The organism is Methanosarcina sp. KYL-1 (assembly GCF_024372725.1).
Taxonomy (GTDB): Archaea; Halobacteriota; Methanosarcinia; order Methanosarcinales; family Methanosarcinaceae; genus Methanosarcina.
Map to the genome: position 1 here is coordinate 51,023 of NZ_VOUA01000009.1, position 23,557 is coordinate 74,579.

Consider the following 23,557-nt stretch of genomic DNA (forward strand, 5'->3'; position numbering starts at 1 on the left):
AATTTTTCATTGATTATAGTGGAAAACTCGTGAGGAAAGTGAGGCAGGGATTATATATGGGATCGAACGAGATTAAAAAACTGATTATAGAGGCTCAAAGAAATAAAGTAACTGCATTAAATCTGTCTTCCAAAAATCTCACTTCACTGCCGCCTGAAATCAGTGAGTTGAAAAATCTTACTCACCTCTACATATTTAATAATCAACTTACTTCGCTTCCGTCTGAAATCAGTGGGTTAAAAAATCTTACTCACCTCTACATATCTCATAATCAACTTACTTCACTGCCGCCTGAAATCAGCGAGTTGAAAAATCTTACTCACCTCTACATATTTAATAATCAACTTACTTCGCTTCCGCCTGAAATCAGCGGGTTGGAAAACCTTACTCAACTTTACATCTCCCATAATCAATTGACTTCACTTCCTTCTGAACTTTCTGAATTGAAAAATCTTACTATACTTGACATATCCTATAATCAATTGACTTCGCTTCCTTCTGAACTATCCAAATTGAAAAACCTTATTGAACTTGATATGATTAGAAATCAATTGACTTCACTTCCTTCTGAACTTTCTGAATTGAAAAATCTTACTCAACTTCAAATCTCTGGGAATCAGCTTACTTCGCTTCCACCTGAAATCTTTGAATTAGGTATGGAGATTAGATGGGTATATCGTTTTGGATCAAAAGGATTACTTATAAACAATGATAGAAGACTTTTCGGAGTGAAAGGAATATTTTTAGGAGGGAACCCTTTAGAAAATCCACCTGTAGAGATTGTGAAACAGGGTCGTGAGGCAGTTCTTTACTATTTCAAGTCTTTGGAAGATGAAAAGGAGCCATTAAATGAAGTAAAAGTATTATTAGTGGGAGATGGGGGTGCAGGCAAAACTTCGCTAGTGAAGAGGCTTTTCGGAGATGACTTTGATGAAAAGGAACCCCAAACTCGTGGGATCAATATAAGAAAATTGGATATTGAAAACGGTAAGAGGCTTTTCGGAGATGACTTTGATGAAAAGGAATCACAGGCTCGTGGGATCAATATAAGAAAATTGGATATTGAAAACGGTGAGCGGGAAATAAAAGCTAATTTCTGGGACTTTGGCGGACAGGAGATCATGCACGCTACCCACCAGTTCTTTTTATCAAAAAGGAGTCTTTATATTCTGGTGCTGGACGGGAGGAAGGACGAAAAGCCTGAGTACTGGCTCAAACTCATAGAAAATTTCGGTGGAGATTCTCCAGTTCTGGTTGTGATCAATAAAATTGATGAAAACCCTGCTTTTGAACTGAACAGGAAGTTCCTGAGAGAGAAGTATCCTTCAATAAGGGGTTTTTACAGGCTTTCCTGCATGTCGGGTGAGGGGATAAAGGAGTTTTCGAATATTTTGGAAGAAGAATTGAAAGCAGTCAAGCACCTCGAAATCAAATGGCCGAAAAGCTGGTTCAATGTAAAAAGCAAACTTGAAAAAATGTGTCCGAGTTGTACTTCTGATTATGGGGCTGAGGGTGAGTGCGAACAATGCAGCTTCATCCAGTACAATGAATATAAAATGATGTGTGATAAAGAAGGGATCAGTAGCGAATCGGAACAGAATGCTCTTGTCGACTTTCTTCATGATCTGGGCGTGATACTGCATTTCAGGGACATACCTCTCCTGAATACGCATGTCCTTGAACCCGAATGGGTAACTAACGCGGTGTATAAGCTGGTTAATTCGAAGGAGATTGCAGAGTCCAGAGGAGTTCTGAAACTTGACATGTTCGCTGAGATTTTAAAGCAGAGAACTGAAAGAGATTTCCATTATCCTCCAGACCAGTATGGCTTTTTTATCAGTTTGATGAAGAAATTTGAACTCTCTTATGACCTTGATGGCAACACTGTGCTTCTCCCCGGTTTGCTGGAAATTCAGGAACCCGATTTTGAGTTTGATTATGAAGGGACTCTGAGGTTTATAATTGACTATGATTTCCTTCCACCTTCGGTGATGCCGCGCTTTATTGTGAAGATGAATAGGGACATAAAAGACGATCTGCGCTGGCGTACCGGGGTGGTTCTGGAGGATAAAGGCTACCATTCTACTGCGGTGGTCAGAGCAGACATTGAAGCAAGGAGAATAAGCATTTACGTAAACGGGGATCAAAGAAGGGATTATTTCTCCATTATCCGCAAAAGGTTCCGGGAAATAAACAGCAGCTTCGAAAAGTTAAAAGCAACAGAAAAAATCCCGTTGCCTGATGATCCTGAGGTAACTGTAAGTTATGAGCATTTAATCAAACTGGAGTTGAAAGGAATTGAAACCTACATGCCCGATGGCTCCGACAATGAGTATAACATAAGTGACCTTCTTGGAACAGTTATCAATAGGAGTAGCGAGAGAACATTACTGGAAGAAATACTGCGAGTAACGGAACTGAATAGAAGCACCGATAATGAGATACTCAAGATTCTTAGGAAGCTGCAGGAAATTGAAGAGGCGTCTGATACTGAGGATACTCTACTAGAAAAAATTACTAATGTTGTTTCAGTGAATCCAACCTTTTTTGGTGTTGGTTTTGATCTTGGTGAAATTGTCAAATTATATCTAAAAAGGAAAAGACGGCGGTCTTAAATATGCTGAGATTCGGGTAGTTGTCACATGAAAATGAATTCAATCAACCACGAATCTGGACTGTTCATTTTTCATGTTTTTTCCTATTAATTTTCATGGAAAAGCCGGTCGTCTCCGACGACCGGTGAGAGCCCGTGGTTCTGCAAGCCGATGGAAATCCGGTTAATCTGCTGGCTGATTTAAAAGTAGACTCTAATTTTCAGGCTGGCATTTCTACTTAATTTCTTCCCTGACGGGCATCCTCTATCTCAAACTCAACCCCGCGCTTCTCGAGCTCCTTTTTAATTTCCTCCATAAACACGCCCGAGCCTTCCACGTTTGTATGGTGGAACTCCTGTGTTTTTCCGGGCTCTCCGCCGATGCTGGTTATTTCTACGCCGCAGGAGGGGCTTTTCGGGACTCCGAGGATTTTGATTTTTGCGCCGCCGGCTGCGAGGTCTTCGATCAGGTCGGCGTAGGGGGTGAAGAGTTTACGGCAGAAGCGCCTGTAGGCGGGGTAGTCGAGCTGGTCTTTGGTAATTTCCCGCCGGTTCATGCCCAGGTACATGGCTTCGGGGCAGGGGAGCTGGATTACGTTCATGCCTGTAACGTCGAGGGGGGGTTTGGGTCTTGCACCTTTGATCCTGGCAAGGGGGTTCAGGAGGCAGTGGCCTATTACAACAACTTCGTTCTCAACTTCGTCCTGGATGTCGAGCAGGTCGCATTTTCTGGGGGCCGGGGTGGGCTCGTAGTTTTCCAGTTTTTTCATTCATTCACTTCCTGGTTTTATTTATACTGGGATAAGAGATTATATATTTACCTTCTACATATGTATCAGAAAATGATACATGTGAGCCTGCATACTAACTCGAGTTTTGCGGCAGGTCTTCGGGGCTGAAATTTGCCTGTGCCTGTTGTGTGCCATTCATGGCCCGGTGGACTGAATATTGGACTGAATATTTTTCTGTGCTCCGGGAAAGCTGGCTGAAGTCGGGTTCTTTTGCAGCTTTTGACTTTCAGGAACAATCCTTAACTGAATTCTTTTAATAAATCCGTTTAATGAATTACTTGAATAACCCTTAAATAACCTTTAAATAAATTCCCTAAATAACCCTTAAATAAATTCCTTAAATAACCCCCAATAATACCAACCCCTGTAAAACCGGAAGGTCCTGTCACATGCATGAAGATTTTGGAACAATACTTAATAAAGGATTCAAAAACTGGGTTCGAAATCTAAACATCTGCATTCCTTTTGTCCTGAATTTCGCTCTGACTTTGCTGCTTTATTTCTTTTTCTTCGGGCTCATGGGAGTTATGCTCCTTTCATCCAGGGTAGAAAACGGGCTTGACCCTGCTGCCCTTTCCACGGAGGAACTCTACGCTTTGTTTGCGGGGGCGTTTCTTGAAAACTTCGTGCCGGCCACGATAGGATTTATAGCATTTTTCCTGCTGATAGCGTTCTTGCAGGCTTTTTTCACGGCAGGAGCAATCGGGATGGCAAAGAGGGCTGCTGAAACCGGGGATACCGTGCTCTCGGAAATGGTAGGCGCTGGCTCGAAAAACGCTATCAAGCTCTTTTTAGCTTCCCTGCTGATCGGGCTCATGGTGCTTGCAGGGATCATATTCGTCGTCCCCGGAGCCCTCGCAGTTGGGGACCTGGGTGCGTTGATCGAAAACCCGGAAGTCCCTGTCCAGGGCCTGGGACTGCTGGCCATCGGGACCCTTATCTGGGGAGTCTATATCATGGTTATAAACATCGGGCTTTCCCTTGCCCCTTATGCCCTGGTAATAGACGAACTTGACCCGCTGGAAGCCATAAGTACCGGTTTCCGTTTTTTCATGGAAAACAAGCTGGATGTATTCTTTATCTGGGTGATTTCAATTGCCCTGACTTTCGTCAACAGCCTGGTAAGTGAGCTACTGGGCTCGGTGAGCGACTTTGTCGTCCTGCTGACCGTCCTGTTCCCACTTCTTGTCCTGCAGCCGCTGACGACCGTCTGGTGGACACGCCTCTACCTCAGCAGGAAAGAAAAGAATCTCTACGACCACAACGAACTGCTCTGCGACCCTGATGAATTCATGAGCAGCTGTTGATCTACTGTTGATCCACTGATCAACTGTTGATCAACTACTCTGCTCTACTCCTTCTTTTCCTCTTCCTTTTTTTTCTTCTTCTTCTTCTTCTTTCAGGCCCTGCCGAGCAGTTTACAGGCCTGGCAGATGTCTTCCGTACAGGTCTCTCCGCAGATCCTGCATTTTTCGATTTTTGCGGGTGGGAGTTCTTTTGCAAGGGCTCCTACAAGCTTGTCAAAGCCCCGGAGCAGGGAATATTTGGTGCCTGGGTGCTTTGTCTCAAAGTCATTCAGGAGTTCCCTGATTTCCTTTCTCATGGCTTCTCCTGCGTAGGGGCATTCGCTGAAGTCCACGGGCAGGCCGTTCATCAGGGCGTAGAGAGCTACTTCTTTTTCGGGGATGTTCCTGAGGGGTTTTGCCCGGAGCACCAGCCCTTCCACGGCTGCCGGAGGGGAGAGCCTGACCATGCGCTCCATGTCTCCCCTGAAGTGGTTCAGGAGGATGGTCTGGGCCTCGTCGTCCAGGTTGTGCCCTGTGACCAGTTTCGTTGCCCCGATCTCCATTGCGACCCTGTTCAGGATGTTTTTCCTGAGGACTCCGCAGTAGCTGCAGGTGCCTTTTTCCCTATCCATTGCAGCAATCTCGTCCATGGTGGTCCCGTGCTCGGCACTGAAGGACTTTATGATGTGGCGGACCCCGAGCTTTCGGGTCAGTTCTTTTGCGGTTTCAAGGGACTTCGGGCGGTACCCCTCGATCCCCTCGTCCACGGAAATTGCCACGAGCTCTATGTCGGGCCTGTCCCCGAGGATCTTGTGCATGATATAGAGGGCAACGGCGCTGTCCTTCCCTCCGCTCAGGGCAACGGCGATGACGTCGTTTTTATTTATGCTGTAGTTTTTCCGGACGGTCAGCTTGATCTTCCGCTCAACATCCTCGATGAAGTGCTTCCTGCAGAGGTGCATCCCGGAATATTTCTGAAAAATAATAGCTTCATGGTTGCATTTTTTGCATTTGATGGTCATGGGAAATCCTTTTTTCTGCCGGTCCCCGGTATCGCTTGAAAAACGGGTAATTTTTTAGTATGATGGGTTTGCCTGTAGAAAAGAGAGTGATCGTATATATGGTTTTTTCCATGCTTTTCGGGGAGGCAGCTGTTTTTTTGGTCGTCTTCCTTCCGGCCTGGTGAACGTTATTCAGAAACTTTGTTTCCAAAAGTATATCCTTTTCAGCCGATAAACCTTACGTATTATCCGGCAAATTATATATTAAATCCTGTAAAAAATATAATTGTACTGGAAAATAACTGGAGAATAACTGGAAAATAACTGGAAAATATAATCATTCCGGGAAAATACCATAATTCTGGAAACAGGGGACTGAGGCTCTTTATGATAAGAATCATTCCGGCAGAGATGAGGCATTTTTCAGATTTCGGGTGGCTTAAGAGTTACTGGCTTTTTTCTTTTTCAAACTACTATGACCCGGACAACATCCAGTTCGGGGACCTGCGCGTTTTTAACGATGATACCGTAGAACCGGGGAAGGGCTTTCCGTCCCACTCTCATTCCGGGATGGAAATTGTAACACTGGTGCTTGAGGGAGAGATCACCCATGAAGACAGCATGGGAAACAAAACTGTTCTCAGGGAGGGGGAAGTGCAGTGCATCTCTACAGGCCCCGGGATAGAACACTCGGAGTTCAACTCCGGTAAAAAGCCCCTGCACTTTTACCAGATCTGGATTTATCCTGACAGGAACCCTCTTTCACCGGCCTATTCGCAAAAGAAGTTTGAGGAATCTGCCTGGGAGAACTGGCTTTTGCCCCTTGTTTCCGGACAGGGTCTTCCGGATACCCTGGAAATGAATGCAGATTCCACTATTTACCGGGCCAGGCTCGAAAAGGGAAAGATAATGCACTTTGATTCCGGGGAGTGCCGCCGCATCTTCATTTATGTCACTTCTGGGGAAATATTCGTAAACGGGCAAAGGCTCAAGAAAGGAGACCAGGCCCGGACCGACCTGGAAAAGACTCTCCACCTTGAAGCGGTTGGTCCCGGGACGGCTTTTGCGGAATTTGTTTTGCTTGACCTCCCTTCCTGCAAAGGAATGGGATACGGATACGACGAAAAAATACTGAAAAGCGCCGGAAAATAAGTCGATAAACGATGAACCCCGGGTCTTGTGGCCAGGAGTAAAGAGCCGGCTTCTGCAAAAAAATTGGGGGAAAATAAGGTGAAAAGAGGTAGAAATGAGAATAAAAAAGAAAGCAGGGGTAGAAGTGAAATAATCTTTGAAGTAAGAAAGGGTAGAAGTGCAAAGAAAGCTGGCTTGAGAAGCGTGCAGAAATGATGAACGAGTAGAAGTGAGAAGATAAACGACTAGAAGTGAGAAGCGTGCAGAAGTGCAATGAAAAACCGGATTGTGCACAGAATAGAAGTGAGAAAAGGTAGAAGTGAGAGAAAATAGAGAGGGATTTGTTTCTCACTTCTACAGTTGCTTTTGATGTTTTTGCGGAAGCCTGGGGAGGAATGGCAAAACCTCGTATCCCGGTTTCTGCATGTGAAGCCCCTGTCAGATCGGTGATTGAGGAATGGCATAACCTCATAGGCACCTTCCGGGGGTGGGCTTCTGATGTTTATGGAGGGCAGCAGGCAAGGATGGCGAACCTCAAACCACTGCTCTTTTGTTTTTCCACTAAATGCTACTCATGAACCCCATTCAAAACTAGCATTTAGAACTGCATATAATACATCATTTGTAAAATATATAACATAAATGGAATTGATTTTTCTTTTTCGTTGTTGTGATAAGCAGCCTTCAAAATTTTCAAGCGGCTTATCTGATAAGTAAACTCAAATTTAGTGCCCGAATTTCTCCTATTATTTAAATGTTTTCCTGTTGGTGGCATCCGAGCCTTAAAATGCCTTGATTTCAAATGGGAAACTTTTTATGCTATTATGGTTGCCGGGCATATCGGATTTTCCGTCCCATTCAATTTTACTTAAGTTACCTTATCTCTCTTACATACCCTTTTACATTTTCTTTTAAATTCTCTCCTATATCCCCTTTCCCTTTCTTTCCCTTTCCTGCATATAAGCTACACTTTTTTTGGAATTTATGTTAATTATTTAGCCCACATATCTTTAAAATATTAAGACTCTTCTTAAAAAACATATTAATAGTTTCAAATAGAATAACTTGTTATTATTTATAAAACACTTTCGTAAATATGTTCTACCCGGGGGCCTGCACAAAAAGTTTTGCAGGAATATTTCGCTGCGCGGTCAGAGTGGGATGCGGCAACCTTAAACTGAGGCCGGACTTAAAGTGTGGGCTTAAAGTGTGGGCTTAAAGTGTGGGCTTAAAGTGTGGACTTGACGGGTCCGGGTTTTGGGGCACGGGCGCTTCAGGTGGTGAAGGGGGTTCTGCAACCCTGTCTTTACGCCCGGTTACGGAATGTGGGTGAAAACCGGAAAAACAGGAGCCTTATTCCTTCAGCGGGAACAATAGTCCTGGGAGGGGGCCTTTTCAGGGGGGGCAGTCTAATGGCAGAAATCTCTTTACTCTTGCTCATCTTCGCTATTTTCGGAGGCTACCTGCTGGGCATATTTTCCGGGCTCCTGCCGGGCATCCACACAAATAATTTTGCCCTTGCCCTTGTCGCCCTTGCCCCTTTCCTGGCTGAGCGGGGCATTTCTCCTTTTTATATTGCCCTTATCATCCTTTCCAATGCTGTTGCACACACCTTCCATGACATAATCCCTTCTGTGTTTCTGGGGGCTCCGGACGGGGACACAGCCCTGGCCGTCCTGCCGGGACACAGGCTCCTGCTCGAAGGCGCAGGTGCGGAAGCCGTCCGCCTTTCAGCTCTGGGGAGTGCGGGCTCGGTGGTGGCATCCCTTGTCTTTGTGCTGCCTTTCTCCCTCTTTTTCGGGGCAGTGTATCCTTTTCTCGAACAGTACATGGCCTGGGTCCTGCTCACAATCGTCTTTTTAATGCTGGCCACTGAAAAAGGGGAACAGGTCAAGGGGCAGGGCTCGCTTGCGAAGTACAGGTACAGGGCTTTTGCCCTGCTTCTCTTTTTGATGACCGGGGCCCTGGGGCTCTTTGCTTTTTCCAGGGAAGCTTTCCTGGTCCCGGTAATCAGTTTCGGGACGGCTTCCGTGCTCCTGCCCCTCTTAAGCGGGCTCTTCGGAGCCTCCCAGCTTGTAATCAGCCTGTTCACGGGCTCGGAAATGCCAGAAGAATCCGTCACCGGGCTGCAGCTTTCTCAAAAAAGGATCGTGAGAGGGGTCCTTACTGGCAGCGCCGCCGGCTCCCTCGTAGCCTGGCTGCCGGGAGTCTCCTCTGCGATTGCCGCTCTCCTGGCAGGGCTTTTCGTAAAGGGTGATTTCGATAAAAATGGCCTGGAAAAGAGAAAGGACGGGGAAAAAGAAAATGGGAAGGAAACAGGAGAGGGCGGGCCCGGGGAGAGCAGGACCTTTCTTTATTCGGACCCTGAGGCCGACCCCGAAACGCTGGAAAGCTCAAAGGAGTTTATCGTCTCGGTCTCAGGGGTGAACACCTCAAACGCCATTTTCGGGCTGGTAGCCCTCCTGGTGATAGGAAAGACCCGAAGCGGGGCAATGGCTGCGGTAAATGAGATCCTTGGTCCGGAGTCCTTTGATTTTCCGTCCCTGCTGCTTTTCTTTTCCGCTATCCTGCTGACCTCCCTGCTTTCTTACTTCTCCACGGTCTGGATCGGAAACAACGCCCACCGCCTGCTCAGGAAGCTCGATTATGCAAAACTCTGTGCTTGCGTCCTCTTCGGGCTTGCATTGATGGTTTTTCTTTTCACAGGGCTCTTCGGGCTCTTCATCTTCATAATCTCCACCCCCATTGGCATGCTTCCGTCTTTCATGAAAGTCCGGAAGTCCCATGCCATGGGAGTCATCCTGCTGCCTGTAATTCTGTATTTCCTGTGAAGGACCCGGATTTTTCTGTTCTTTATGCGTGTGCCGGGGCTTTTCCGGCAATCGACCTGAGCCCTTCCACCAGGGTTTTGAGCAGTTTTGCGGGGATCCCGACCGTCAGTTCCGAGTCCTGGATGCCGGTATGTTTCCTGCTCCCGGTGCAGCCCACGGTTATCCCTATCTTTCCGCTCAGGTAGGGCTCGGCAACGGCATCGGAACAGAGGCTCTGTTTGCCTGCGAACTCGGCTTCAACCCTGCCTCCTTCATTATAGAGAATGGCCTGGGTCAGGAGCATCACCTGTTTCGGGGAGCAGATGATAACCACCACATCCGGCATGAAACTCGCACTTTCGAGGGGAGCGTAAATGGCTGACAGAATGGACTCGGCTTCCAGCATGGGGACTCTTTCAAGGGTTTTTTTGGAGGCTTCCAGGGTCTTGAAGTGTTTCAGCTTTTCATGGTAGAACTCTCCGCTTGCAAGTTTCGGGGGCATGTGCCCGAGCCCCAGGGCCGCTGCTCCTCCCTTGCAGGTCTGGTCATCAAGAAGGGTGTAAAATTCTTCTTTCGTATTGCGCACTCGGTCCACCATCTGGCAGTGTTTCATCCCCTCTTCGATCCTCTGCACTCCCGCAGGGATTTCTTCATCTTTCGGGACAAGGGCAACTGCCACAGGAGATGTTTCCAGTTTCAGTAATTCGATAATTTCCTTTCCGTACCCGTTTATCTCTTCAATCTGCTCAGGACTGGCTTTTTCCATATGAATCACCTCTAAGTCGAATAACTCCTCATTTAAGTTTAATTTCCTGAAGTCGCATTTAATATGTAGTCTGAGGCTAATGATTTAAATAGAATTCAGAAAAACGGGTTCTTTTTTCATTTTCGCATTTCAGGAAACCTGTTTCAGTCCTTTCCTGCGAAACTTCCTTACTGGTGGTGAAAAATATAAAACTTAAAATGTATTGGGTTATTAAAGACTGCTAAAAACACTGGATTGAAGTTCAAATACACTGGATTGAAGTCTAAATGTACGGGATTGAAGTGGTACATTAACGAAGGTACATGGAACAAAAACAAAAGGGTTGAATAAAAGGCAGGACTATTGATTAAATCAATATTAAATAAAAACTGAAGATCAAATCGAGATTTTAGCAGAAAGATATCAAAAAGGGGTTGCAGGACTATGGAAACACAGCTTGAACAGCGTTTAAAGGAGCTCAGGGCCGAATACGAATCAGGGCAGAATATCCTCAACGACATTGAGAATAAGCTTATCGAACTTGAAAACAGGAAAACGAACCTGAAAGAAACCCTCCTTCGGATCAGCGGGGCAATCGATCTCCTGAAGGAGATCCTGGGCGAGGGAGAATGTGTCACAGATGAACCTGTCGGGCAGGCTGAGGAAAAAGCCGTATCTCAGGCGTCGGTAGAAATTGTAGAGGTCCCGAATCTGATAAGGAAAACTCTTAAAGAGGCCGAGGTGCTTCTGGGCGAAGCCGGGCTTGAGGTAGGGAATATCAGCGAAAAGACCGGGATCTTCCCTATCGGGATCCGGTTCGGTGATATACTCCGCCAGGACCCGAAACCCCAGGCCAGGGTAGCCGCCGGCTCCCCTGTGGACCTTGTTATCGCGGTGAAGGGAGAATCAAAGCTCAATCCGGACGAAGGCTCGATGTGTAACCGCTTTTTCGACCGCGACTGAGCTGCGGTTTAATCGGATCGGCCTTTGAAGCCGGGCTTAAGAGCAGTGTTACCAGGAAAAGAAGGAAAATAAATAACCGGAATCTCATGTGAGGGCCTACCTTCCGGAAATACCTGCCTGCAGAGCCTCATAATCTGGCCACTAATCTGGCCACTAATCTGGTCCCGGAGTCTGGCCATGAATCTGGCCATGAATCTGGCCATGAATCTGGCCATGAATCTGGCTACGAATCAGGAAATAGAATCCAGGTGCGAATCAGGAAATGGAATCCGGGTGCGAATCAGGAAATAGAATTAGAAAAAGTGTGAATTTGATCCGCAGGGAATTTTATGGACGCTATGGAAGATAATCCGACGGATAAAATCAGCAGGTACCGGGCTGAACTTCTGGAACGCTGCAGGGCAGCCCTTTCAGCTTTTAACGCACTGAACCGGGCAAAAAGCCCCGCAGCCTTCCGGCTCTGCCTGCAGAAATTTCTCGGGGAATTTGAGGGCATTTCAACGGTTCTCTGGAGCAGGAGCAACAGGAAAAACCGAAAAGAACTCCGGTCAGTTCTTTACATAACAGATGACTCTCCCTTCAACCCGTCTACTTTTGGCCCTGGTTTTGCATCAGGACTGGAGAAGGTGCTCAAAGAAGAAGCAAAAGACGGGGAAGAAGACCCAGACAGGTCCAAAACTTCAGAGCCCGCCCCTTCAGCCCTTGCGTACAGTCCCTGTTCAAAAGTTCTTACTGTCAACGGGAAGCAGTATGAAGTCCTGCCCTTATTCCTGGCCGTCCGGAACCTCTATGCCACTCTCCCTCTTTACGGGGAGTTGAAGAGCTGCACGGAAAGGCTTGAGAAAGACCCTGAAGATGCTACCGCCCTCTTCCAGAAGGCTGTGCTGCTCTACAAAGCCACAAGGCATGAAGATGCCCTGCAGCTTACGGAAAGCTTGCTGGGAATTGCTCCTGAGGATTACAGGGTCTGGTACAACAGGGGTGTGATCCTCTCGGAAATGGGCCGGCTTGAGGACGCCCTTGAGGCGTATGACAGGACAATAGAACTCGACCCGTCCTTTCAGGTTGCAGGAGACAATAAAGGAGTTGTCCTGGCGAAGCTTGGCAGGTATGAAGAAGCCCTGGAAACCTACGAAAAAACTCTCCGGAAAAACCCGAAGTATGCCGAAGCCTGGGCCGGGAAAGGTTCGGTCCTGTCCGCCCTTGACAGGAAAGAAGAGGCCCTTGAAGCTTACAACTCGGCCCTTGAAATCAGGCCGGAATACCTGGAAGCCCTCGCCTGCAAAGGGAGCCTGCTGTCCAGGCTTGGCAGCTTCGAAGCTGCCCTTGAAGCATATGACCTGTCTCTCCGGCTCGCACCCGCAGAGCCCGGGCTCTGGCATAGCAGGGGGCTTGTCCTTTCCGAACTGCAAAAATATGAAGAAGCCCTTCAAAGCTGTAACAGGGCCCTGGAACTAAGTCCGGGTTTTGCCCCCGCGCTTGAATGTAAAGTCAGGGTCCTTTCCGAAATCAGCCGGAAGAAAACTCAGGTTCGGAAGTAAGCTCAGGTTTGGAAGTAAGCTCCTTTCGGTAAGCTTCCTTGACAGACTTTAATTCAATCTTCCCGTCCATGTATATGTGGAATGAGTTGTATTCAATAAACGTAGAACCGGTAAGAGTATATTTATCTGAAAACAGAATTGCTGAATATCGTTCTTCTGATCTCGTTCTTATATTACCCATGTATGTGAAACGGAAAAATTTCGGAATGCAAAACAAATTTTTAAATATAAAATTCTGGATAACAGATTCCGGATTGCGGAAAAAAAAGTTTGAGAAAGGGCCCCGATAAACCTGTACAGGGAACAAGAGGATTTCAAATGACAGAGGAAAACTCCAGCAAAGAAATATCTCAGTTAGAAGCTAAGGAGCAGGACGCCGGAGGAGAAGCGAAGGCGAAAAAGAATCTAGAGGAGCTCCTGAAAGCAGCAGGCGAAAGTAACGATTACGCCGAAAAGCTCAGGCTGTATGACGAAGCCCTGGCCCTTGACCCCGGATATCTGGATGCCTGGCTACAGAAGGGTTTTGCCCTTGACAGGATGGGGAGGTCCGAAGAAGCCATCGCCTGCTACGACATGGCGCTTGAGGTTGACCCGGAGAACTTCGGGATCTGGTGCCTCAAAGGCTTTGCTCTCAACAACTTAAAAGAATTTGAAAAAGCCGTGGAGTGCTATGAAGAAGTCCTTAAATCCAACTCCGAGGACGTTTTTGCCTGGTACCAGAAGGGCACTTCTTTAGAAAACATGGGTAGATACGGGGATGCGATGAAATGCTATGACATCGCCCTTGAAATTGACCCCACTGATGCTCTTATAAGAGAGAAGAGAATGAAACTGCTCGCAATCATCTATAAAAAAGGAAGTTTAACAGACTCTGAGGATAACAAATTGAATTGATTTAAAGGAGTGTGACCGGAATGTCCCGGTCCTTTTACCTTATTTTTTGGCTCCTTCCCCTTCTTTCCTTATCTCTTCAACGATTACCATCAGTTTTTCCTTGATTTCCTTGATGGCTTCTACGGCTTCACCGCCCACGTCAATGGGAGCCCGCTTTTCCAGGTCTGCCTGCATGAGCTGGAGGTCAAAGGGAATTTCCCCGAGGACCGGGATGCCAAGCTCTTCGAGTTTCTGGTTGACTTTCCCGGACCCGCCTTTATTGATAACAGCAGTGAGGCGTGTGACTCCTATTTCGGAAGAGAGCCTTTTTATCCTCTCGGCCGTTTCAAGGGATCTTGCCCCGGGCTCCACGACCACGATCATCAGGTCCATCCCGCGGGTGGTGCCTCTTCCAAGGTGTTCGATCCCGGCTTCCATGTCCAGGATCACGGCACTCTTTTCCCTGAGCATCAGGTGCCTGAGGAGGGCCCGAAGGAAGGCCGAGGCCGGGCACATGCACCCGCTTCCTCCCTTATCCACCGTGCCCATGACAAGCATCCTGACCCCATCAGGCCCGATGACCCCGTATTTGCCGGCGATGTCATCGACTTTGGGGTTGTAGATAAAGGCCCCGCCTTCGGCTCCGGCCCTTTCCTGGATCAGGTCCTTGTAATCGGTCAGGGGCCTCGGGGGGTTTTCTACCCCGAGGGAGGATGCCAGGTTCATGTCCGGGTCCGCATCAATTGCCAGTACTTCGTACCCGTCCCTTGCAAGCAGCCTTGCCAGGGTGCCTGAAAGGGTTGTCTTTCCAACGCCGCCTTTTCCGGTAATTGCTATTTTTATAACGAATTCCCCCTGAGAATTTGATTATAAATATAATACAATAATTTCTTTTTCTGGATATAACTATTAAACTGTTTATACTTATTCATTTGTGCCCGGCTTTTGCTTAATATCTAAAAAAGTTCATTTTTAAAAGTTGGCTTTAAAATCCAGTCTTTATTTATCCTTCACAGGTCTTATCACGAGTCTTTAGCCTCACAAGTCTTTAGCCTTCACAGGTCTTTAGCCTTCACAAGTCTTTAACCTTCACAGGTCTTTAGCCTTCATGAGTCATCATAACTGCCTTTTTCCTCCGCAGCTAGAAAATCAAACCCCTGTTCTCCTGCGACCCGCTGCAGGTATTTTTCGATGTGGTTTCCTTCCTTTTTCGAAAAACCGGCATCTCTGGCGAGCCTGTCAAGCACCTTCTGGACCCCGGTCCCGTATTGCATCGCCTTTTTCTCCTTCTCGAGGAGTTCTCTGGGGAGCAGCCCTTCGGCTGCCTTTCGCAGGACGTATTTCCTGGTGTACCCGCAGGCTGTTTTCAGGACCTTGAGTTCCGGGCTGATCGCAAGCCCCGTTTTTATGACTTCCTTATCCAGGAAAGGCACCCTGAGTTCCACGGCGTTTGCCATGGTGACCATATCGTCCCTTTCCAGGTTGATCCTTGAGATTTTTTCAATATCGGAGTAAATCTCCCGGTCGAGCACATCCGGTCCCTGTTCCAGAAAGCTCTCGTGCCGCCTGTATCCCCCGAAAAGTTCGTCTGCGCCCTGCCCTGTAAGAAGGACCCTCTTCCCATTCTCACTTGCGGTTTTTGCGACGATGTAAAGGGGAAGCCCTATGGCAATTTTCATCGGGTCCGCGGACTCGGTTGCGTAAATGACATGAGGGACTGCAGCTTCTATTTCTTCGGGCGAAAGGAAATGGACAAACAGGGAGTCTTTCATCCCGATCGCTTCGGCTGCGTACTCTGCCTGGGCAATGTCGTGGGAGCCGGGAAGGCCCACCGCATAGAGGGTCACCTCCGGGTTTATGCACTTTGCAAGGGCTGCAACAAAAACGCTGTCTATCCCGCCTGAAAATGCAATTCCTGCCCCTGATGTAAGCCTGAGCTCCACAGCCTTTTCGAGGGCTGCCCTCAAACATGAAGCAGCTTCTTCCTCCCCTGAAATCCGTTTACCCGGCGGCCTGATTTTAAGGGACTTTACTACTGTTTCCCCGGTTTTCGTGTTAAAACCCAGGACAGTTCCCGGGGGGAAAGCCTCGGTCTCAGGTCCAGTTTCAGGTCCAGTTTCAGGTCCGGCTTCAATCCCTCTCCCTAAAACTGCGAGGGCTTTTTTCTCGGAGGCGAAGTAGATTTGAGGTTTTTCCTTTTCTCCCCCATCTTCTGCTCCCTCTTCTTCCCTTTTTTTTTCTTCCTCTTTTTCTTCCTCTTTTTCTTCCTCTTTTTCCTCTTCTACTCCCTTCCTTATGCTGTAAAAAAGAGGTTTAACTCCCACCGGGTCCCGGGCAAGCACCAGTTCGTCGCCGCAGGTATATGCCAGGGCATAGTCCCCGTTTACGCGGGAAAGCACAGAGAAAACGGAATCTACAGGTGTTTTTCCTTCCTTTATCCGGGCCTCGATCATGGAAAAAAGCACTTCCGTGTCGGAATCTGTTTTGATGCCGTTTTCGGATGCCAGGTCCCTGAAATTAAATACCTCCCCATTGAGCACGAGCGCCCCCTTTCTCACCAGGGGCTGGGGCATATCCCCGGTAATTTTCAGCAGGGTGTTTCCTATGCTTATGTTTCCGGAACTATAGGTCCCACAGGCATCAGGTCCCCTGTGCCCCAGGATTGCAAGCATTTTTTTCACATTTGATTCCCTGTCAGGGATCCCGGCAGCTCCGGCTATTCCGCACATGGTCACACCTTTTTCGTTTCGATTCGGGTTATACAGGTTATCTATCCCTATTTATTATTTTGCCATTTTTGGAGTCAGGCCCGTTAATTAAGAACCCCTCCACATCCGGGACATGGGAAACTTGCTTTCCGCTTCAAGCTGCCCAGCCCGCGTTTTTGCTTCCAATAATCTGTTTCTCCGGGGTTCCTGTAAGATCGAGCCCTGAAGATCTTACCCGGTACACTCACCGGTTGCGCGGGCGCAACCGGCCCTTTCTTTAAATTTGGAAAAAAGCATAAATTATTCGGACTTGAAATTTGGGCCACGTCCTTGAGTTATTGATCAAATCTGAAAAAACGGGCACATAGCAGGCATATTAGCCGTTAATTTCCATACTTGAAATCCATTCCTCTGCTTACGAGTTTCAGTAAATGACCATGAAACCGAAATTCTTTTCGGCAATATCCTCTGGAAGACTGCATAGAGACTGTTATACTATCACGAAACACTATCTTTAAACGCGGAACTGCTGGTTTTGTAGCTTTTGATTTCCTCTTAGGGCTGCGTAGAGGCTGTGTATCCAAAGTTTCTTTTTTCAGGACTTCATGAAAAGGCCGGATACTTCGTATCCGGTGAGAACGCGGGGTTCTGCACGGTTTAAAATAAAAACGGAATCCCGGCTAAGCAGCTATAACTGTGAAAACAAAGGTTATCGGTGGATCTAATTAATCCTCTTAAAACCAGGGTTGTGATCCGGTCTTCAGCAGAAGTGAATGACTTTAAAAAAGAGAACAGTTCGTTTTTAAGCTTCGGACTCTGAATTTCGGGTTACAAATTTTCTGTCCTTAATTGACTTTCAAGCTTACCTGATCCTTTGAGCTTTTCTCATCCTCCTGACTCTTCCCGCACTAGCTCTACGGCATACAGGGGGTCTCCCTGCAGGGCTGCAAAGGGGTTCCTTGCGCTTTTTTCGTCGCCGAGCCAGATTGAGTTCGCACAGTAGAGGCAGCAGCAGCGTGTAGAATAAAGGTTGTTTACGGGTTTGTATTCCGTGCAGCAACTGCTGCCTCTCAGGATTCCGTGTTTACAGAGGACGAGTTGTCTTGTCAGGTGCAAATCCTATTCCATACTATCCTGTTTATAATCCAGGCTATCCGGTTCTTTGAAGTACAGAATTTCACCCCAATTATAAATTGGGTTTATATACTTTTAAAACTTTCTGAATTTGTACTTTAATTATATAATTACCTAGTTCGGGTTCATGGGGGCAGAAGGAGCAAAACAGGAAGCATCAGGCATTCAGGCTTTGAGGAATACATATATTGGCCCCGGCAAAGGAAGCTTTTTATGTGTGCTCTCCGATATACGCAACGTTTTTAAGCATCTTATATTTATTATTGTGCAGACCGGTAATTGTTTACCTGCAAAGTTTCCTTGACCGCGCATTGATCGAGCATCAGGTCCTCTAAGGGCAGGTAAATATCCAGTTAATTTGAAAATCCAGTAATTTAAAAATCCAGTTAATCTGAATATCCGATTAATTACCTGATTTAAAGATCCGATTGATTAATTGATCCAAAATAGAGGCTTACAGAGATGCAGTACCAGGCAACAGTAAGAATCGAACAGAAAGCAGGCATGCTTGACCCTGAAGGCACCACCGCAAAAAGGGCACTCGGACACCTTGGCTACGAAGTCAGCAGCGTAAAGACCGCAAAGCTGTACGAAATCGTTCTCGAGGCCGAATCCGCCGAAGTTGCGGAGAAGAAAGTCGATGAGATGTGCCAGAAGCTTATCGCAAACCCCATCATCCACAACTACACAATCGGGCTCAAGGAGCTTAACTGAGCAGGCTTTTGAGCGGATGTACGGCGGGATAAGGGACTGAAACGCTGAGAAGGCTTAACAGGCTGAAGAAAATCGAGGGATAAAAATGAAGATTGCCATTATTCAGTTCGGGGGCACAAACTGCGACTTAGACGTGCTTCACGTCTTAACGGAGGTCGTAGGTGTGGACGCCGAAACTGTCTGGTACAAGCAGGAAACCCTGGACGGTTTTGACGGGGTTGTGGTTCCTGGTGGTTTTTCCTATGGGGACTACCTCAGGGCAGGGGCCATTGCCGCCCGCACTCCGATCATGGACTCCGTAAAGAAGCTTGCAGCCGAAGGAAAACCCGTGCTCGGGATCTGCAACGGCTTCCAGGTGCTCACCGAAGCCCGGCTCCTTGAAGGGGCCCTGACCACCAACCAGTACCCGAAGTTCAGGTGCCACGGGACCTGCCTCAGGGTCGAGACAAAAGACACGCCCTTTACCTCGAAGTTCAGGAAAGGCGAGGTCATAAGGATGCCGATTGCCCATATGGAAGGCCAGTTCTACGCCGAAGAAGCCGTCCTGGCAGAACTTGACGAAAACGAGCAGGTCGTCTTCCGCTACGTGGACGAAAACGGAAAAGTAACGGACGAAGCCAACCCCAACGGCTCCCTGGAAAACATCGCAGGGATCGTAAACACGAACAGGAACGTCTTCGGGCTCATGCCCCACCCGGAAAGGGCCTCCGAAGCCATCCTCGGCTCCGACGACGGGCGCAGGCTCTTTGAGTCCATGGCAGACTACATCACCGGGAATTTCTGAAAACTGCAGAGAATTTTTGAAAATTCTCTCCTTTTTTCATTTTCAATTTAATTTTCTTTACTTTTTCTAATTCTTCTCTTTCCGGGTCTTTCCTTTCTGGATCTTTTCGTCTCTATTCTTTCCTTTCCTCTTCTTCTTTGAACTTACAGCTCATTATACCGGATTTCCGTTATCCGAAGCCGGGCATACTCTGACTCTCCGCCTGCAAGGTTCCAGGCAGCTATGGCTTCGGTCGGGACCAGTATCCCGTCGAACTCCCTGTAGTTATTGAAGTATCCGGTCCACTCGTCGAGATAATATTTTCCTTTAACTTCCCGGTATTTCTCCCGGGTCGTGACCTTCGTGACCTCGCCTTTCTCGTTGAATGTAAAGACTGCAGAAACTTTTAGCCCCCTGTCTCTGATGGTTGCCCGGGCCGAGTTTGAGTCTATTGCTTTCCATTCGATGTTGTCGGCAGCAAGGGCGGTCGGGAACCAGGGGGCTTCCGAGAGGTACCTGAAAAGCGAGGAAACGTCCATTTCAGGCCCCTTTGCATCTGCGGCAGTTATTGCTGAAAAAGGCTTTATCAGCATGTTTCCTTTACCGCTGTAGTATTTGTCCCGGGCGTCAATCCATACAGGGCCTTTTTTCACCCGGGCTTTCCAGATAAATGCGGGTTCCCCCGAAGTAAAATACTGCTCTGCAGAGAGGGGCATCCAGGCCTGCCCTTCTTTTGGCCTGAAAAGGCCGGTCTGCGTCAGAATGGCCGATTTGATATATGGCTGCCCGGCTTTCATCACATGCCTAAAATAGCGCTGCACAGGCTCGGGGTAAGCCTCAATTTGAGAACAGGAAAATGCTCTGTCAGGAGTTGAAGCTGAGATTTCGGCAAGGGCTTCTATCTCCTCTTCTATCTTCCTGTTAAATAGGTGGCTGTTTACCTCAAGCACAACAAAAAGTACAAAAATAAAGAAAAGAAAGAGGCCGAAAAGGAGCTCTATAATTTTTATTTCCATCATAGCTTATTTTTTATTAGTTGATTTTAAAAGTTAGCTTAATAAACATTTTTTCAATGTTTTCATATTGCTTGATTTTGATTTTCAATCTGTTTGGTTTTCATTTAAAGCCCGGGTAAAATTCCCTTCAATCGGGTTTTGTTGACCCCCTGGTAAGGATGTTTTTTCAGAATCAGTGCTTCAAAAGCTATTTCTTTCATTCTTCACGAGTATTACAACGAAATTATATTTCATGTTTTATTATTTTGAGGCTGTGCCGGACAGGAGCCAGGGCTCCACAGGCGGGTATTTGCAATGGGTCCGAACTTAAAGGGTTCTAACTGAAAAACAGATTCGGATGGAAAGGCCGGGACTAAAGGGATAAGGAAAGGGCCCGGGTAGGAAAGAACTTCAAGGGGTTTGCCGGGTGGAAATCGGAAGACAGCGGATTTTTTGCTTAATCGTGTTTTCTATTTTGCTGTCGGTTGCAGGTGTTTTCTTGAAGCCGGGCCCTGCAGCGGGAAATGTTTACAACTTCGATCCTGCAAGCTCTTGCAATAGCTCCGCGAATCTCAGCCAAAAAATCCCTGGAGAAAACAACTCTTTTTCTGGAAATTTTAAAAACCTGTCAGAGCTCTCAAACCTTACTTACGTCTCTTCCGTTTTTTGGAATGCCGGCGCCGGGGACCTGAGCCCTGCCCGGAAAAAGCTTTCATCCGACCTGCTCCAGCTTACGGATTCCAGCTTCCTGCCGGAAGGCTGCAGCCAGGAAGAACTGAAGGTGCAGATGGAATACTTAAAGCAGATGAAACGTTCAGGAGAGCCGGGAGGAGAACCTGAAGTAGAGACGGGAGTAGGGGCGGGAGGAGAACCGGGAAGAGAGCCGGGGGAAGAGCCTGGAGGAGAACCGGGAGAAGGACATTATGACATCCGGGATTTTAACGGGGGTTCGGGCTCAGGAGAACTTGTTCATGTGTATGTGCAGTTTTCTTCCGGGAGCACGCATGCTGCAGACTCTTACGTATCAGGAGTTACGGGCAGGGACGAAGCTAACGGCCTGCTTTCGGCCTGGGTGGAAACCGGAAATCTTGAACCCCTGGCGTCCCTGGAAACCGTGCGCTGCATCAGGCCGGTCATGCCGCCTGTCGTAAGGGCCGGGCCTGTTGTTACGGAAGGGGATATGATACTCAGGTCTGCCGAAGTCAGGAGACGCTCCGGCCTGACAGGGGAGGGCATAAAAATAGGGGTCATTTCGGATGGAGTGGACAGCTTCTCCGAAGCCGTGGCAGCCGGCGAGCTCCCTTCCGACGTGCAGGTCCTGAGCAATACGGAAGGAGGGGACGAGGGGACGGCGATGCTTGAAATTATCCACGACCTTGCTCCGGGGGCGGAGTTGTATTTCCATGATGCCGGAAACAGCACCATAGCCTTTAACGGCGCCGTCGATGAGCTTGCTGCGGCTGGCTGCGATATTATCTGCGACGACATAGGGTGGATCTTCGAGCCATTTTTTGAAGACGGTATCGTTGCCTCCCATGTGCGGGAAGAGGTCGAAAGAAGGGGCATCCTCTACGTCAGCGCTGCAGGCAACTCCGCACAGGCCCATTACCAGGGAGAATACCAGCCTCATACCTCCGGTTTTCATGATTTCAGCGGGGGAGAAGGGAACCTCAAGGAACTTTATGTAAACCTGCCCCCGGGCGGGCTAATCGTGGTGGTCCTCGAGTGGAACGACAGCTGGAATGCCTCTTCCAATAACTATGACCTCTTCCTTGCAGAGGTGGAAACAGGAGATCTCCTGGCCGCAAGCACCTTTGTCCAGGACGGAAACGCCTCCCCTCTTGAATATGTGGCATACACAAACGTTGGACCTGATTCTATCGATGCTGCCGTGCTTGTCCGGAAGGTCAGCGGCCAGGCAAAAGTGCTTGAGGTCTATATGTACCCCTTCGGAGCCGTCCCCTACGCCAATAACCTTGTCGAAAACGACTCCATTTTCGGGCACCCTGCGGCCCCCGGCGTAATCAGTGTGGGAGCAATCGATGCCGCAGACCCGGAAAATGATGAGATCGAACCGTATTCTTCCAGGGGCCCTGTGTCCATCTACTATCCCGCCTTCGAACTCCGGCAAAAACCGGACGTGTGCGGGGTTGACGGGGTAAAGGTTTCCGGCTCAGGCGGTTTTTCTTCCGGCTTCTTCGGGACAAGCGCGTCAGCTCCGCATATTGCAGGGCTTGCAGGCCTTATCTGGAGCGGTTATCCTGAAAAACCGGGCACGGAAATCCGGGCCAGTCTACTCGAAACGGCCCTCGGGCTCGGGGCCCCTGTCCCAAACAATGTTTTCGGATACGGACGTGCTGATGCCCTCTCCATGTACCTGGGGCTTCTGCCTCCCCTCCCGGCTGCAAATTTTACGGCAAACAGGACTTCGGGCTCCGCTCCTCTTACGGTGCAGTTTACGGACCTTTCTGAAAACGTGACCTTCCCGGAAAATACCAGCCTTGAAAATTCCACACTATATGAAAACTCCACCCTCTGGGAATGGGATGTTGACGGGGATTCCGTGCCTGACTACAGCATCCGGAACCCGGTACATACCTACACGCAGCCCGGTTCTTACAACGTTACCCTCACCGTGAGTAATGCCGCAGGCCAGGATACCCTGACAAAACCCGGGTACATAACTGTCCTGTCCCCGGTTGCGGAGGGGGAAAGACTCCTGCTCTACCCGGGCTGGAACTTAATCTCCGTGCCCTATTTCCTGAAAGATGCTTCCGCAGCCCATGTGCTGGAAGGAGTCGATTACGCTTCCCTCCTTTACTATGACGCAGGAAGCGGAGCCTGGGAAACACCCCTTACCCTTGAGCCCCTGAAAGCCTACTGGCTCCGGGTCAATGCCACGGAAGCCTTAACAGTCCCTTTTGAGAGGCTCGAACGCCAGCCTGCAGAAGTTCCGGTATCTCCGCCTTCGATCAGGGTCTACAAAGGCTGGAACGCCATAGGGTGCATGGACCCAAATGTCCCGGGGTACGCAGACCCGAACGGCATGATTTCTGCCGAGCTGGCCTTAAAGAATATCGATTCCTCCTATGTCTGTATCCTGGGACCCTGGGACCCGGTTAGCAAAACATACGTATACAGGGGCTGCAATGGGAAATGCGGGATGATTTCAGGAAAGTACATCGGGACAGATGTGTTTGAGATGGAACCCTATAGAGGGTACTGGGTCTTTGCAGTGGAAAACGCTACCCTGGCCGGTTTTACGAGTTAAAGTGGGGGTGTGAATTTAAATAGTGGATGTGATTCAGGTCGGTATCACAAATTTTTATACTATCCTTTTCCGAAAAATGAATAAAGCCCCGAGCACGCAATTTCTTTTTTATATTCTTTTTCAGGAAAAGGCCGGTTGCATACGCAACCGGTGAGTATGCGGGGTTCGATTTACAGGGAGATGCCAGCAGTTCAGTGAGTCTTTCCGAAGTATTTCATTCAGTTTCCGAAGTATTTCA

The 23,557-nt window shown here is 48.2% G+C and carries 20 protein-coding genes; 13 read left to right on the top strand and 7 right to left on the bottom strand.

The annotated features are described in order from the left end of the window. Positions 1 to 56: 56 nt before the first annotated feature. Positions 57 to 2,615, top strand: a complete 2,559-nt coding sequence (locus tag FTO70_RS08505; protein WP_255335322.1) for a COR domain-containing protein — start codon at positions 57 to 59, stop codon at positions 2,613 to 2,615. A gap of 217 nt (positions 2,616 to 2,832) precedes the next feature. Here the strand turns inward: FTO70_RS08505 and FTO70_RS08510 are convergent, their stop codons facing one another. Further along, positions 2,833 to 3,363, bottom strand: coding sequence for a hypothetical protein (locus tag FTO70_RS08510; protein ID WP_255335323.1), 531 nt, complete (start codon positions 3,361 to 3,363; stop codon positions 2,833 to 2,835). Positions 3,364 to 3,911: 548 nt separating this feature from the next. Here FTO70_RS08510 and FTO70_RS08515 point away from each other — a divergent pair. Continuing rightward, positions 3,912 to 4,691 (top strand): DUF975 family protein, encoded by a 780-nt coding sequence (locus tag FTO70_RS08515; protein ID WP_255335324.1) that lies wholly within the window; start codon positions 3,912 to 3,914, stop codon positions 4,689 to 4,691. A 92-nt stretch (positions 4,692 to 4,783) separates the two neighbouring features. Here the strand turns inward: FTO70_RS08515 and FTO70_RS08520 are convergent, their stop codons facing one another. Next, positions 4,784 to 5,692: a TIGR00269 family protein gene (locus tag FTO70_RS08520; protein WP_255335325.1), complete on the bottom strand. Its 909-nt coding sequence runs from the start codon at positions 5,690 to 5,692 to the stop codon at positions 4,784 to 4,786. Between the two features lie 366 nt (positions 5,693 to 6,058). On the opposite strand from FTO70_RS08520, the gene FTO70_RS08525 reads away from it, so the two are divergent. The 4 genes from FTO70_RS08525 (at position 6,059) to FTO70_RS08540 (ending at position 9,633) form a co-directional block, all read left to right on the top strand. Further along, positions 6,059 to 6,823, top strand: coding sequence for a pirin-like bicupin family protein (locus FTO70_RS08525; protein WP_255335326.1), 765 nt, complete (start codon positions 6,059 to 6,061; stop codon positions 6,821 to 6,823). A 27-nt stretch (positions 6,824 to 6,850) separates the two neighbouring features. Next, positions 6,851 to 7,018 carry a hypothetical protein gene (locus FTO70_RS08530; RefSeq protein ID WP_255335327.1) on the top strand — a complete coding sequence of 56 codons (168 nt, stop codon included), beginning with the start codon at positions 6,851 to 6,853 and terminating at the stop codon, positions 7,016 to 7,018. Positions 7,019 to 7,197: 179 nt separating this feature from the next. Beyond that, a complete protein-coding gene (locus FTO70_RS08535; protein WP_255335328.1) occupies positions 7,198 to 7,380 on the top strand; it encodes a hypothetical protein in 183 nt (60 codons plus the stop codon). 834 nt (positions 7,381 to 8,214) lie between these two features. Further along, entirely contained in the window at positions 8,215 to 9,633 is a 1,419-nt protein-coding gene (locus tag FTO70_RS08540) for a tripartite tricarboxylate transporter permease (RefSeq protein WP_255335329.1), read from the top strand. Between the two features lie 22 nt (positions 9,634 to 9,655). Here the strand turns inward: FTO70_RS08540 and FTO70_RS08545 are convergent, their stop codons facing one another. Then, a complete protein-coding gene (locus FTO70_RS08545; protein ID WP_255335330.1) occupies positions 9,656 to 10,378 on the bottom strand; it encodes a DUF169 domain-containing protein in 723 nt (240 codons plus the stop codon). 423 nt (positions 10,379 to 10,801) lie between these two features. Here FTO70_RS08545 and FTO70_RS08550 point away from each other — a divergent pair, with 423 nt between their 5' ends. The 3 genes from FTO70_RS08550 to FTO70_RS08560 all read left to right on the top strand — a co-directional run bounded on the left by FTO70_RS08550 (position 10,802) and on the right by FTO70_RS08560 (position 13,755). Continuing rightward, positions 10,802 to 11,320, top strand: a complete 519-nt coding sequence (locus FTO70_RS08550) for a PASTA domain-containing protein (RefSeq protein ID WP_255335331.1) — start codon at positions 10,802 to 10,804, stop codon at positions 11,318 to 11,320. Between the two features lie 329 nt (positions 11,321 to 11,649). Then, complete coding sequence (locus FTO70_RS08555) at positions 11,650 to 12,861, top strand: tetratricopeptide repeat protein (protein WP_255335332.1); 1,212 nt, start codon at positions 11,650 to 11,652, stop codon at positions 12,859 to 12,861. Between the two features lie 318 nt (positions 12,862 to 13,179). Next, the gene (locus FTO70_RS08560; RefSeq protein WP_255335333.1) at positions 13,180 to 13,755 is read left to right on the top strand and encodes a tetratricopeptide repeat protein; all 576 of its coding nucleotides are present in this window, start codon (positions 13,180 to 13,182) and stop codon (positions 13,753 to 13,755) included. A gap of 39 nt (positions 13,756 to 13,794) precedes the next feature. On the opposite strand, the gene FTO70_RS08565 is transcribed toward FTO70_RS08560, so the two are convergent. Further along, complete coding sequence (locus tag FTO70_RS08565; RefSeq protein WP_255335366.1) at positions 13,795 to 14,520, bottom strand: carbon monoxide dehydrogenase accessory protein CooC; 726 nt, start codon at positions 14,518 to 14,520, stop codon at positions 13,795 to 13,797. Between FTO70_RS08565 and FTO70_RS08570 the strand changes: the two genes are divergently transcribed. After that, the gene (locus FTO70_RS08570; protein ID WP_255335334.1) at positions 14,459 to 14,593 is read left to right on the top strand and encodes a hypothetical protein; all 135 of its coding nucleotides are present in this window, start codon (positions 14,459 to 14,461) and stop codon (positions 14,591 to 14,593) included. The two genes, FTO70_RS08565 and FTO70_RS08570, sit on opposite strands and share 62 nt — an antisense overlap. A gap of 247 nt (positions 14,594 to 14,840) precedes the next feature. Here FTO70_RS08570 and FTO70_RS08575 read toward each other — a convergent pair whose 3' ends face one another. Continuing rightward, positions 14,841 to 16,463 carry an asparagine synthetase B gene (locus tag FTO70_RS08575; RefSeq protein WP_255335335.1) on the bottom strand — a complete coding sequence of 541 codons (1,623 nt, stop codon included), beginning with the start codon at positions 16,461 to 16,463 and terminating at the stop codon, positions 14,841 to 14,843. Positions 16,464 to 17,327: 864 nt separating this feature from the next. Continuing rightward, entirely contained in the window at positions 17,328 to 17,558 is a 231-nt protein-coding gene (locus FTO70_RS08580; RefSeq protein ID WP_255335336.1) for a hypothetical protein, read from the bottom strand. A 480-nt stretch (positions 17,559 to 18,038) separates the two neighbouring features. Here FTO70_RS08580 and purS point away from each other — a divergent pair, with 480 nt between their 5' ends. Both purS and purQ read left to right on the top strand, forming a co-directional pair. Continuing rightward, positions 18,039 to 18,290, top strand: coding sequence for a phosphoribosylformylglycinamidine synthase subunit PurS (gene purS / locus FTO70_RS08585; RefSeq protein ID WP_255335337.1), 252 nt, complete (start codon positions 18,039 to 18,041; stop codon positions 18,288 to 18,290). An 85-nt stretch (positions 18,291 to 18,375) separates the two neighbouring features. Beyond that, positions 18,376 to 19,074, top strand: coding sequence for a phosphoribosylformylglycinamidine synthase I (gene purQ / locus FTO70_RS08590; RefSeq protein ID WP_255335338.1), 699 nt, complete (start codon positions 18,376 to 18,378; stop codon positions 19,072 to 19,074). Positions 19,075 to 19,217: 143 nt separating this feature from the next. Here purQ and FTO70_RS08595 read toward each other — a convergent pair whose 3' ends face one another. Beyond that, complete coding sequence (locus FTO70_RS08595) at positions 19,218 to 20,069, bottom strand: DUF6544 family protein (protein WP_255335339.1); 852 nt, start codon at positions 20,067 to 20,069, stop codon at positions 19,218 to 19,220. A 478-nt stretch (positions 20,070 to 20,547) separates the two neighbouring features. On the opposite strand from FTO70_RS08595, the gene FTO70_RS08600 reads away from it, so the two are divergent. Continuing rightward, the gene (locus tag FTO70_RS08600; protein WP_255335340.1) at positions 20,548 to 23,319 is read left to right on the top strand and encodes a S8 family serine peptidase; all 2,772 of its coding nucleotides are present in this window, start codon (positions 20,548 to 20,550) and stop codon (positions 23,317 to 23,319) included. The last annotated feature ends 238 nt before the right edge of the window (positions 23,320 to 23,557 follow it).

Coding starts and splice junctions, on each gene's coding strand:
- FTO70_RS08545 (WP_255335330.1), bottom strand. CDS start 10,378: ATGGAAAAAGCCAGTCCTGAGCAGATTGAAGAGATAAACGGGTACGGA.
- FTO70_RS08560 (WP_255335333.1), top strand. CDS start 13,180: ATGACAGAGGAAAACTCCAGCAAAGAAATATCTCAGTTAGAAGCTAAG.
- purQ (WP_255335338.1), top strand. CDS start 18,376: ATGAAGATTGCCATTATTCAGTTCGGGGGCACAAACTGCGACTTAGAC.
- FTO70_RS08540 (WP_255335329.1), top strand. CDS start 8,215: ATGGCAGAAATCTCTTTACTCTTGCTCATCTTCGCTATTTTCGGAGGC.
- FTO70_RS08575 (WP_255335335.1), bottom strand. CDS start 16,463: ATGTGCGGAATAGCCGGAGCTGCCGGGATCCCTGACAGGGAATCAAAT.
- FTO70_RS08525 (WP_255335326.1), top strand. CDS start 6,059: ATGATAAGAATCATTCCGGCAGAGATGAGGCATTTTTCAGATTTCGGG.
- FTO70_RS08535 (WP_255335328.1), top strand. CDS start 7,198: ATGGCAAAACCTCGTATCCCGGTTTCTGCATGTGAAGCCCCTGTCAGA.
- purS (WP_255335337.1), top strand. CDS start 18,039: ATGCAGTACCAGGCAACAGTAAGAATCGAACAGAAAGCAGGCATGCTT.
- FTO70_RS08550 (WP_255335331.1), top strand. CDS start 10,802: ATGGAAACACAGCTTGAACAGCGTTTAAAGGAGCTCAGGGCCGAATAC.
- FTO70_RS08515 (WP_255335324.1), top strand. CDS start 3,912: ATGCTCCTTTCATCCAGGGTAGAAAACGGGCTTGACCCTGCTGCCCTT.
- FTO70_RS08520 (WP_255335325.1), bottom strand. CDS start 5,692: ATGACCATCAAATGCAAAAAATGCAACCATGAAGCTATTATTTTTCAG.
- FTO70_RS08555 (WP_255335332.1), top strand. CDS start 11,650: ATGGACGCTATGGAAGATAATCCGACGGATAAAATCAGCAGGTACCGG.
- FTO70_RS08570 (WP_255335334.1), top strand. CDS start 14,459: ATGTCCGGGTCCGCATCAATTGCCAGTACTTCGTACCCGTCCCTTGCA.
- FTO70_RS08595 (WP_255335339.1), bottom strand. CDS start 20,069: ATGGAAATAAAAATTATAGAGCTCCTTTTCGGCCTCTTTCTTTTCTTT.
- FTO70_RS08510 (WP_255335323.1), bottom strand. CDS start 3,363: ATGAAAAAACTGGAAAACTACGAGCCCACCCCGGCCCCCAGAAAATGC.
- FTO70_RS08505 (WP_255335322.1), top strand. CDS start 57: ATGGGATCGAACGAGATTAAAAAACTGATTATAGAGGCTCAAAGAAAT.